This window comes from Halorientalis sp. (assembly GCF_028275115.1).
Lineage (GTDB): Archaea > Halobacteriota > Halobacteria > Halobacteriales > Haloarculaceae > Halorientalis.
The window spans coordinates 38219-47825 of record NZ_JAQCNH010000052.1; the positions used below are offsets into that span (position 1 = coordinate 38219).

Sequence of the window (9607 nt, forward strand, 5' to 3'; positions counted from 1 at the left end):
ATGGCGCTCCTCGAAATCCGCGACCTGGACGCCGGCTACGGCGACCTGCAGATTCTCGACGGGGTCGACATGGACGTCGGGGACGAGGAGTACGTCTCCATCGTCGGGCCCAACGGAGCCGGCAAATCCACCGTGATGAAGTCGGTTTTTGGACTGACGACCTACATGGGGGGCACGGTCCGGTTCGACGGCCAGGAAATAAGCCGACTCGGCCCGTCCGAAATCATCACTCGCGGACTCAGTTACGTGCCCCAGAACGAGAACGTCTTCGCCGGGCTGACGGTCCGGGAGAATCTGCAGATGGGGGCCTACACCCTCGACGGCGTCCCCGAGTCACGGGTCGAAGCGGTGTTCGAGCGATTCCCGATTCTCGAAGAACGCCAGAGCCAGCGGGCGGGGTCGCTGTCGGGTGGCCAACAGCAGATGCTCGCGATGGGCCGGGCGCTGATGCTCGACCCCGCCCTCCTCTTGCTCGACGAACCAAGCGCGGGGCTCGCGCCGGACCTGGTCGACGACATGTTCGACCGCATCGACGGAATCAACGGCGCGGGCACGGCCGTGCTAATCGTCGAACAAAACGCGAAAGAGGCGCTCCGTCGGTGTGACCGCGGCTACGTGCTAGTCCAGGGCGAGAACCGCCACGAGGACACCGGTCGCGCCCTGCTGAACGACGAGCAGGTCCGGGCGGACTTCCTCGGCGGGTAACCCGTTTCAGGGCGTGATAGTCTCGACCGTCTCGACGCCCGAATCGGTGAACTCGAAGTACTCGTAACTCGCCGCCGCCAGGTCGCCGGCGTCGTCGAACGCGACCGGCCCGGAGACGCCCTGATAGTTGATTGCGTCGCCGTTGGCGGCCATCTCGATCCCCTCGACGAGGTTCGACGGGGTGACCTCGGAGCCGTCGCCCTGTGCGACCGCACGCATGTTGTCCCGGACCGCCGACCCGGTGTTCTCGCCGGCGGCGGCGTTCGCCAGTACCAGGACGGCTGCCGCGTCGTAGGACTGCCGGGTGAACGGCTTCCCCGCCGGGTCCGAATCGTAGGTGTTCTGATACTGCTCGGAGAAGAAATCCACGCCGGGCCCTTCTCCCAGCGGCGCGGTCCCGGTGACGTTGCTCATGCTGCGCCCGACATTGTCCGGGAGGTCGCCCGACTGGAGGCCATCGGAGACGAGGATGTCCCGGTCGGCGCTGTAATCGGTGTAGTAGTCCCGGAAGATGGTGACGCCGCTGGCGGGATACCCGACCACCACCAGCACGTCGGGGTCGTCGCCTAGCGCTTGGCTCAACTGTGAACTGTAGGAGTTCTGCGCCTCCGAGAACGACACCGACGCGCTGACGCTCCCGCCGTACTCGCTCTCGAAGGCATCGGCGAACCCGGCCGAAAGCCCGTTTCCGTACGCGTTGTTGAGGTACAGCGTCGCCGCGGTGCTGTGGCCCTGCCGCTCCGCGGCAATCTGGGCCAGCACCTGTCCCTGAAGCGCGTCCGTCGGCGGTGTCCGGAAGAAGTAGTCGTCGTCCTCGAGTGTCGTGAAGTCGGGTGCGGTGCTAGCCGGCGAACACATCGTGACTCCGTTGGGAATCGCGACCTGGTTCGCCACCTGTAGGCTGACCTCGGAACTGAGCGCCCCGCAGATCATCGGATACCCCCCGTTGACTAGCGCGTTGCCACCGCTGACGCCTTGGCTCGCAGCCGTCGCCGTGTCCTCGAACTGCACGTCGACCTCGAAATCCGTGTCGGCGTCGTTGACCTGCTGCGGGACCACCTGCGCCGCGTTACGGATCGGCGGCCCCAGGTCTTCCAGCCCGCCCGTGACGCCCATCAACAGCCCCATTCTGATCGTGCGGCCGCTTCCACCGCCGCCGCCTGTGCACCCAGCCAGGCCAGCGACACCGGCTGCAGTGATTCCGCCGAGCACCTCCCGTCTGCGTAGCCGATTTCTCATACGTGGGTGATATTACCTCTCTTGATATATATACTGTTGTGTTGTCAATGGTGCTCACACCCGTCACCGCTGCCGGTCAGTCCGTCACTGGGACCGGTTTCGCGTCGGCCAACTCGACCAGTCGGTCGGGGTCGATAGGAAACACCGTCTGTGGCGTGCCTGCGGCCGCCCACACTTTCCCGTGGTCGAGCAGCGTCTCGTCGACGTACGCCGGGAGGTCCGAGTCGTGACAGAACGGCGGGACGCCGCCAATCCCGTAGCCTGTCGCCGCCCGGACGCGGTCGGGGTCGGCCATCTCTACTTCCGTGACATCGACCTCGGCCGCGAGATGTGCCTCGTCCACGCGGTTGGCACCACTGGTGACGACAATGACCGGTTCATCCTCCGTAGCGAACACGAGTCCGCTGGCAATCTGCGCTAGGTCACACCCGACCGCGTCGGCCGCGTCGGCGGCCGTCTTCGTCCCCTCGTCGAACTCGTGGACGTCGATCTCGATACCGTAGCGGTCTGCGGCTTCCGCCCTGAACTCCTCGGCGCGCGGATGCATATGCCGTCTGAACGGTCGGTGGGACAAAAACACACGGGGCCGTGTGCCACTGCAGACGCCGCGCAGCCAATCCCGCGACACCGAGGCCGATTGGGTTGTGGCTACGGCCCCCGACTTCGTTTTATAACGGTCGACCAACAGGTCAGTTCAACTCACCGGCACGAGTGCGACGAGGTGTGTCTCAGTTTCACCCCGACGAACTCGCCGAACGGCGTGCCAACCACCAGGCGGTCACACAGGACGTAAACGACGTTGGCCTAAAGCGGGTCGAGACCCTCGACGAGGTCGCTGTCGTGGTCACGGTGTCACCGCCGGAATCACAGACAGAACCGTACGGACAGGAACTGAGCGAACTGAAAGAGGCGGGCGAGGACGACGACCTGCTCGGGGAGTCGAGGCAGGAACACCAGCGGCGGCAACTCGCCGAACGAGCGACGGACGTCCGCGAGGCGGACGGTGAGACCCGACATCGCTCGACGAGCTATGACCACCACCGTGCAGTTCCGACGGTGAATGTGGCCGATTCGTGCACCAACTCCTGACGGCCACCGCCAGCGAGTTTCTCCCCACGTTTTCTTGAGGGGTGGTGACGGCTTCGCCGTCATCCGACGAACTGAAAAGCGGACGGGCACGGTGGGATTCGAACCGGAGGAAGACGGTCGGTTTCGCTCCGCTCGACCGCTGTGACTTCCAGGGTTCAAATCCCCTGCGTGCCGGTTCGGTCGTCGCTGCGTTCCTCCCTGCACGGGAACGGGCACGGTGGGATTTGAACCACGCCCAGATGTGCTCGCTCCGCTGCGCGCGTCTGGTCTACCACAAATCCCACGCAGCCGTCACTGCTCACTGCCGTTCGCAGATGACGGGCACGGTGGGATTTGAACCCACGACCGTCGGATATCTTCCGTCGGCAACGAGTGCTGCCGTCGTTAGAAGTCCGACGCTCTGGTCCGGACTGAGCTACGTGCCCTCGTTCCTGGTTCTGCCGCGATAGATAAAAAGAACCCCGGTTTCGGGGACGAGTGTCCACTGGAACACCCCGAAGACACAGCCACGCGTGACAGGCTACGGGGTGGGACTGAAACGGATCGGGTGCTGTCGGATCGGGCCGTGCGGACTCACCAGCGTGCCAGTGACGACACCTGCCAGTCACAGCGCTTAAGCGCGCCTCGGGACTACCGATTCCAATGACCGTTATCGGGACAGTCGGCCTCCCGGGCAGTGGGAAAGGCGAGGCGGCGGCGGTCGCCCGCGAAATGGGCGTGCCGGTCGTGACGATGGGCGACGTGATCCGTCGGGAGTGTCGGAACCGCGGGCTGGACCCGGCCAGTCACCACGGCGATATCGCCACGACGCTCCGTGAGGAGAACGGCCCAGCGGCCATCGCCGAGCGGTCGCTCCCCCTTATCGAGGAGCGACTGGACGACGCGGACACCGTCCTCGTCGACGGCCTGCGGTCGGACGTGGAACTCGACGCCTTCCGCGACCGGTTCGGCGACGACTTCCATCTCGTCAGTATCGAAGCGCCGTTCGAGGTCCGCCGCGAGCGGGTTACCGACCGCGGGCGCGACGACACGACGGACGGCGAGAGCCTCCGGAAGCGCGACGAGCGTGAACTCGGCTTCGGGATGGAGACGGCCATGGAGCGGGCCGACGTGACCATCGAGAACACCGACACCCTCGACCGGTTCCGTGGGCGGATTCGAGCGGTCTTCGACGAGGGACCGGAGGCGGTTCGATGATTTACAGCGTCGACGTCCGGATCACCGCACCGGTCAACGACACGGAAGTCACGGACAGGGTGGCGGACGCGATTCAGAACGTCTTCCCGAGCGCCGAAATCGAGGAGCGACCGGGTGAGTTGCTGGCGACGGCCCACGACCTCCAGACGCTTTCGGAGTCGCTCCATCGGCAGGAGATTCTCGACGCCGCCCGGACGGTTTTCTTCGAGAACCGGCAGGGCGACACGTTTCGTTTCGACCTGAAGAAACAGCCGGCCTTCGAGGGCGTGGTCACGTTCGCCGTCGGAAACCCGAGCGAACTCGGCGACATCCACGCCCGGGTGCGGGTCGAAGAGCCGACCGTCGAGGAGTACGTCAATCAGGTCGCGCCGCCGACAGAGGAGGGGCGGCCGGTCCAACCCGACGACCGATGACGGCGGCCCTCTTTTTCGCAGTCGACGGGACGCTCCTCGAACGGACCGACACTCACAAGACCGTCGTCGAACGAACACTCGAAACGGTACTCGGGGACGCCGACCCGGTGCTGGCCGAGGCATACCTCGAAACGGCCGCGGAACGGCGAGCGGCGCTCGACCCCAAGGCGGAACTGGCGGGCGCCGAGGCCGTCGCTACGACCGCGGACGAGGACGTCGACCCGGACGCGCTGGTCGCGGCGCTCCACGAGGCCGAGGCCGAGGCGACGACGGTACCCGAGGCCGCGCGGTCGGCACTGTCGGGGCTCGCCGAGACCGACCACCTCGGAGTCCTCACCAACGGGAGCCACGCACGACAGATGGCCAAACTGGCGGCCCACGACCTCGCCAGTCTCTTCGAGACGGTCGTCACAGGCCCGGAAGCCAGCGCGGCCAAACCCGACCCGGGCATCTACCAGTACGCCCGTGAGCAGGTCGACGCCGACGAGTACGTGATGGTCGGTGCCGACTACGAGAACGACGTGGAAGCCGCGCGAGCGGCCGGATTCGTCCCGATACACTACGAAGACGAGGAACCCAGTTTCTGGCGGGCGCTGGACGCGTTAGTTTAGACTGCTGACGAAGATGGCCACCCACTGTCCGAGGTCCCGTCGGTGGGTCACCTCGACCGCATCGACCCACTTGACCCACTGGAAGCCACGGCGACCGGGGGCGACGAGGCGGAGAGGGAAGCCGTGGCCGTGCGAGAGGGGCTCGTCGTCGACACGGGTCGCCAGCAGTGCGTCCTGGGCCTCCTCTATGGGGAGGCTCCAGTAGTAGCCTGTGACCGAGCGAAAGCGGACCCACGCGGCGTCGCCGGCCGGCGCCGCCCGGTCCAGCAGGTCACCGACGCGGACGCCAGCCCAGTCGTGTTCGGAGTACCAGCCGCTGGTACAGTCCAGCACGGCCCGCTCGCTGGTCGCGCCGACGGGCGCGTCGGTCGACGGCTCCCCGTATCGGCGCGGTGCCGACCCGGAATCCGGCGGGAGGGCGTCGTGGTCGAGTTCGAGAGGTGTAGCGACCGCCCCGGCGACGGTCAGGGTCCAGGTTTCGGGGTCGACCGGGTCGGGGTCGTCTGCGACCCAGCTGGTGACCGGGAACGCGTTACCGTCGCCGCTTCCGTCCTCTTTGGAGCCGGTGAACCGGCGGTTCCGACCCGGCAGCGAGAGGGCGTCGCCGGCGGCCTGCTGCGCCTTCCAGGAGAGCGCACCGAACCCCAGTAGTGCGCCGTACTGGAGGGTGGTTCGCCGGCGGTCCATACCGGCTGTCGAGGGCAGCCGGAACCGGTGGCGTAGATGCCACAGCAGGACGGGGGCGACGAGCGTGCCGAGTACCATGTGAGCGAACAGCAGTGGCCACCCGGCGATCCGGACGGGGCCGGACAGCGCCCAGTAGATGCCGGTGCCGAGGGTCGTGAGCGCGAGCGTCCCGAGCAGAATCGAGACGGGGGTGCCGCCGTCCCACAGGTTCCGGTCGGTAATCCGGCGACGGACACGGCGGAACTTCCAGCCGAGCAGGGCCACGAGGGTAAAGCCGGCCAGCGCGTGGAGGGTGAACAACCACGCCCCGTCGGGCTGGCCGACGGTGAGACTCACCAGTCCGGAGCTGACCTCGAAGGTGACTAACGCGAGGATCGACCAGTCGACCAGCCGCGGCGGCGGTGCCAGACGAGCGAGAACGCCCATACGTCGTCGTAGGGCTGAATCGGCTTGGGTCCTGTGTCGAACCGCGACGCCATGCGGGGTCGCGTCCTCGGACGAATCCAGGAGCGTGACCCGCCGGCTCAGTCCTGTGACCGGGTGACGGACCCGGTACCGGCGTCGGCCTGGTCGGACGACACGTCGTCTCGGTCGTCCGTCGCGGCACCGGGAATCCCGCGCTGCAGGCTCAGACAGACGGTCGTGCCGCTGTCGTCGCTCTCGAAGGTCACCGTCCCGTCGGAGTGGTCGAGTATCCAGTTGACCAGCCACAGCCCGAAGCCACTGCCGTGTCGCAGGTCGGTCTCTTCGCGCTCACGAAGAACGGCGATCTCGTCGTCCGGGATGCCAGGGCCATTGTCGACGACGACGATCTCGACGCGGTCGCCACGGTCTCGGGATGCGATCTGCACCCGTCTCTGCTCGGTGTCGTTGTGTTCGATAGCGTTGACGACGAGATTCTCGATTGCCGTCCCGATCTGTTCGGACGACACGACACAGAGCGGCCGGTCGATATCGACCTCGAACTCGACCGCGGGATAGCGACGCTGGAGCTGTTCGAGCAGTCCGTCGATCACCGGTGCGATGTCGATGTCGGTGACCGTCCGGCCGGCCTCGACGATCTCCTCGACGTGCCGTGCCTTCTCGCTCTGTTCGACGAGCTTGTCCATGCGTTCAAGGGCCAACCGGCGGGTCTCCTCGAACTCGTCGTCCCTCTCGTGTACCGACGTGCCGAGCATGTTGACCCGCGATCTGGCGACGTTCATCTCGTTGCGAATGTTGTGGCGCAGGAACCGGCTCATCGTGTCCTTGAGGAGGCCGACGGTCTCCTCGCGCCGCTTCAGGTCGGTCATGTCTTGGAGCAGACAGACGTAGCCGGCGGCCGAGCCCGTTCCGGACTCGATGGTCGAGACGCTGATCTTGAAGTAGCGTTCACCGCCAGGTGCGTCGACCCAGCACTCCTCGTGTGTGTCCGCGAGAGTGTCGACCGACCCGTCGGTACGCAGAGCCGCGCCGACCTCGGGCAGGTCGTGGACGCTGTCACCGATGCTCCCCCGACCCAGGAGCGTCTTGGCCGTCGAGTTCATGTCGACGGCGGTCCCGTCGGCGTTGAGGATGAGCACCCCGTCGTCGATGTCTTCGAGCACGTAGTCACGGCCCAGCGGGACGAGCGTGTCCGAGCCGGGCTCGAGACGTGCCACGATGGCATCGAGCGGCAGGAACTGGACGAACCGCACGCTGAGTAAACTCACGACGGACACCACCCCCCAGAGTGCGAACAGCAACATCCCGTCGACGAAGTACGGCGTCGGCGTCAGCCCCAACACGTCCGCCTCGTGTATCAACAGCAGCGAGAACCCACCGAGGCCGTTCAGGAAGTTGAGTCGACGGTAGATGTTGCGCGACCGGACCGCCTGCCGGAAGAGTTGTACCGACCCCGCCGTGACCAGGAAGACCACCTCAACCTCCAACGCCCAGAACGCCGGACCGAGTTCGTAGGCGAGGCCCCCGTCCGCCATGCGAGTTGTAGAATAAACCAGTTCGTGCCACGGGTTGGTCGCGACGAGCGCGACTGCGGCGACGAGCGACCCAGCGACCAGGTACCGTTGCTCGGCCGAGACCGACGCCGCCTGGCCAGTGTAGGTGTACCCGAACGAGGCCCAACCGACCGCGGTCACGAGCAACCCGACCACCACGACCGAGATGCAGACGACGCCGAGTGCGTACTGCCGGGTGGAGAGAAACAGCAGCATGACCGACGCGATTACCGTGTTCGTCCCCATCACGACCACGAACGACAGCGCTCCCGCTTTCGGGTAGCGCCGCCAGGCGAAGTAGGCGGCGATCCCAGTGCACGCCGCCGAGAGCAACAGGGGCAACGTGTACGGCGAGGACTCGAAGAACACGGCAGTCGCTACCAAGTGGGTGTAGCCTCACTGAAACGCTTCCCGCTTCAATTATCACTGTCGATATTCAGAGCTCAGTCGTACGTCCGCTGGCCGCGCAGGCGGCCACGCCGGTCGGTGACAGTCACCGTGTCACCGCCGTTGTTCCAGACTGGTGCCCCTCGCCACCAGTACAGCGTGGTCGCCGAATCGGTCCCGTCGCCGGTCCGGAGAGTGAGTTGCGTTCCCGGTTCGAGGGCCGTTCCGGGCGGGAGCGTGTACGTGTGGTCGGCGTCGTCGGTCACCGTCCACCCAGAGAGGTCGAGCGCCGTCTCGCCGCGGTTTCCGAAGACGACGAACTCGTCGTTCAGGTTCTCGCGGTCGTCTCCGGCGGCGTCCGCGTGGACCGTGACGACCCAGAACGGTCCGCCGTCGGCCGTTCCACCGTCGGCGACGGGGGTTCCGGTCGTTACCACTGGCGTCGTCGGGTCGTCGGCCGCGCAGGTCCACACCCCAGTACTGTTTCCACGGGCCCGCCGTTCGGCCGTGTCGAAGGCTCCACGCTCGGTGAACTGGCTGTCGTAGACGCGAGCGTGGCCCGCAGCGAGTAGCCAGCCGTTGACGTTTTCCCCGTCCTGATAGACGTAGCCCAGCAGACGGCCGTAGTAGCCCCGGCGATCGCTCTCGGCGTCGATCCCGATTGTGACGGTCTCCCCGAGCAGTCGCTGCGTCATCGCGCGAGTGGCGTCGTGTCCGGCTGCCTGGAGACAGGCGCGACCGGCCGCGGTTTCGGGGACACCCCCGAACTCCGCGGGGTCGTTCTCGCCACTGGTCTCGGGCGTGTCGACGCCGAGCAGACGGACGGTGTCTTCCGTGCCGTTCCGGTACCGAATCTTCACAGTGTCGCCGTCGACTACCCCCGTGACGGTGACCGCGTAACTGTTCGCGAGGTCGGCGTCGGTGGGGGGCGCGGGCGTCCCCGGCGTCGGCGAACCGCCCGGTGAGAGGCCCAGACAGCCGCTCGTGACGGTGAGAGCGACGACGACGGCGACGACGACGGCGCGGTCCATACTCTCCGTTGAGCGGGCCAGCCACTTGAGCGACGAGGGCGACTCGTCTGTGAGTCGACCACAAGGCAGAGGCGCACCGGCCCTGCATCGTATAAACAGTACTCGTCCCCGTCACCATCCGCGAAGTAATGCACCTGACAGTCGAGACGGTCAGCCCCGGGTTCGACGCTGTTGCGGTCGCCGGGTTGCTTCACGGCGAGGGTATCGGCTCCGTCGTCGTCGAGGACAGCGAGGCGCGAGGCGCCGCCGACAGTCGGACGCAGTCCGGCGAC

10 protein-coding genes and 1 tRNA gene are annotated in these 9607 nt (G+C 66.5%); 5 read left to right on the forward strand and 6 right to left on the reverse strand.

Features of this window, described 5'->3' with window-relative positions; all coding sequences use genetic code 11:
- Positions 1-705 (forward strand): ABC transporter ATP-binding protein, encoded by a 705-nt coding sequence (locus tag Q0964_RS07800; protein ID WP_299265610.1) that lies wholly within the window; start codon positions 1-3, stop codon positions 703-705.
- Between the two features lie 6 nt (positions 706-711).
- Here the strand turns inward: Q0964_RS07800 and Q0964_RS07805 are convergent, their stop codons facing one another.
- A complete protein-coding gene (locus Q0964_RS07805) occupies positions 712-1944 on the reverse strand; it encodes an ABC transporter substrate-binding protein (RefSeq protein WP_299265613.1) in 1233 nt (410 codons plus the stop codon).
- Positions 1945-2020: 76 nt separating this feature from the next.
- The gene (locus Q0964_RS07810; protein WP_299265616.1) at positions 2021-2491 is read right to left on the reverse strand and encodes a YbaK/EbsC family protein; all 471 of its coding nucleotides are present in this window, start codon (positions 2489-2491) and stop codon (positions 2021-2023) included.
- A gap of 176 nt (positions 2492-2667) precedes the next feature.
- On the opposite strand from Q0964_RS07810, the gene Q0964_RS07815 reads away from it, so the two are divergent.
- Positions 2668-3033, forward strand: a complete 366-nt coding sequence (locus Q0964_RS07815) for a hypothetical protein (protein ID WP_299265618.1) — start codon at positions 2668-2670, stop codon at positions 3031-3033.
- 318 nt (positions 3034-3351) lie between these two features.
- On the opposite strand, the gene Q0964_RS07820 is transcribed toward Q0964_RS07815, so the two are convergent.
- Positions 3352-3458: transfer RNA gene (locus tag Q0964_RS07820), tRNA-Arg, on the reverse strand.
- A gap of 217 nt (positions 3459-3675) precedes the next feature.
- Here Q0964_RS07820 and Q0964_RS07825 point away from each other — a divergent pair.
- From Q0964_RS07825 to Q0964_RS07835, 3 genes are read left to right on the forward strand one after another with little or no spacing between them, the layout of a single operon-like run.
- Positions 3676-4230 carry an AAA family ATPase gene (locus Q0964_RS07825; protein ID WP_299265621.1) on the forward strand — a complete coding sequence of 185 codons (555 nt, stop codon included), beginning with the start codon at positions 3676-3678 and terminating at the stop codon, positions 4228-4230.
- On the forward strand, positions 4227-4643 hold the full coding sequence (locus tag Q0964_RS07830; protein ID WP_299265624.1) for a coaE operon protein: 417 nt from the start codon (positions 4227-4229) through the stop codon (positions 4641-4643). Before Q0964_RS07825 ends, Q0964_RS07830 begins: the two co-directional genes overlap by 4 nt.
- Entirely contained in the window at positions 4640-5254 is a 615-nt protein-coding gene (locus Q0964_RS07835; RefSeq protein ID WP_299265627.1) for an HAD family hydrolase, read from the forward strand. Before Q0964_RS07830 ends, Q0964_RS07835 begins: the two co-directional genes overlap by 4 nt.
- Here Q0964_RS07835 and Q0964_RS07840 read toward each other — a convergent pair.
- The 3 genes from Q0964_RS07840 to Q0964_RS07850 all read right to left on the reverse strand — a co-directional run bounded on the left by Q0964_RS07840 (position 5246) and on the right by Q0964_RS07850 (position 9335).
- Positions 5246-6367 (reverse strand): molybdopterin-dependent oxidoreductase, encoded by a 1122-nt coding sequence (locus Q0964_RS07840; protein WP_299265630.1) that lies wholly within the window; start codon positions 6365-6367, stop codon positions 5246-5248. The two genes, Q0964_RS07835 and Q0964_RS07840, sit on opposite strands and share 9 nt — an antisense overlap.
- A gap of 98 nt (positions 6368-6465) precedes the next feature.
- Positions 6466-8301 carry a histidine kinase N-terminal 7TM domain-containing protein gene (locus Q0964_RS07845; RefSeq protein ID WP_299265633.1) on the reverse strand — a complete coding sequence of 612 codons (1836 nt, stop codon included), beginning with the start codon at positions 8299-8301 and terminating at the stop codon, positions 6466-6468.
- A 59-nt stretch (positions 8302-8360) separates the two neighbouring features.
- Positions 8361-9335 carry a lamin tail domain-containing protein gene (locus tag Q0964_RS07850; RefSeq protein ID WP_299265636.1) on the reverse strand — a complete coding sequence of 325 codons (975 nt, stop codon included), beginning with the start codon at positions 9333-9335 and terminating at the stop codon, positions 8361-8363.
- Between the last annotated feature and the right edge of the window lie 272 nt (positions 9336-9607).

Coding starts and splice junctions, on each gene's coding strand:
- Q0964_RS07825 (WP_299265621.1), top strand. CDS start 3,676: ATGACCGTTATCGGGACAGTCGGCCTCCCGGGCAGTGGGAAAGGCGAG.
- Q0964_RS07840 (WP_299265630.1), bottom strand. CDS start 6,367: ATGGGCGTTCTCGCTCGTCTGGCACCGCCGCCGCGGCTGGTCGACTGG.
- Q0964_RS07835 (WP_299265627.1), top strand. CDS start 4,640: ATGACGGCGGCCCTCTTTTTCGCAGTCGACGGGACGCTCCTCGAACGG.
- Q0964_RS07810 (WP_299265616.1), bottom strand. CDS start 2,491: ATGCATCCGCGCGCCGAGGAGTTCAGGGCGGAAGCCGCAGACCGCTAC.
- Q0964_RS07830 (WP_299265624.1), top strand. CDS start 4,227: ATGATTTACAGCGTCGACGTCCGGATCACCGCACCGGTCAACGACACG.
- Q0964_RS07800 (WP_299265610.1), top strand. CDS start 1: ATGGCGCTCCTCGAAATCCGCGACCTGGACGCCGGCTACGGCGACCTG.
- Q0964_RS07805 (WP_299265613.1), bottom strand. CDS start 1,944: ATGAGAAATCGGCTACGCAGACGGGAGGTGCTCGGCGGAATCACTGCA.
- Q0964_RS07850 (WP_299265636.1), bottom strand. CDS start 9,335: ATGGACCGCGCCGTCGTCGTCGCCGTCGTCGTCGCTCTCACCGTCACG.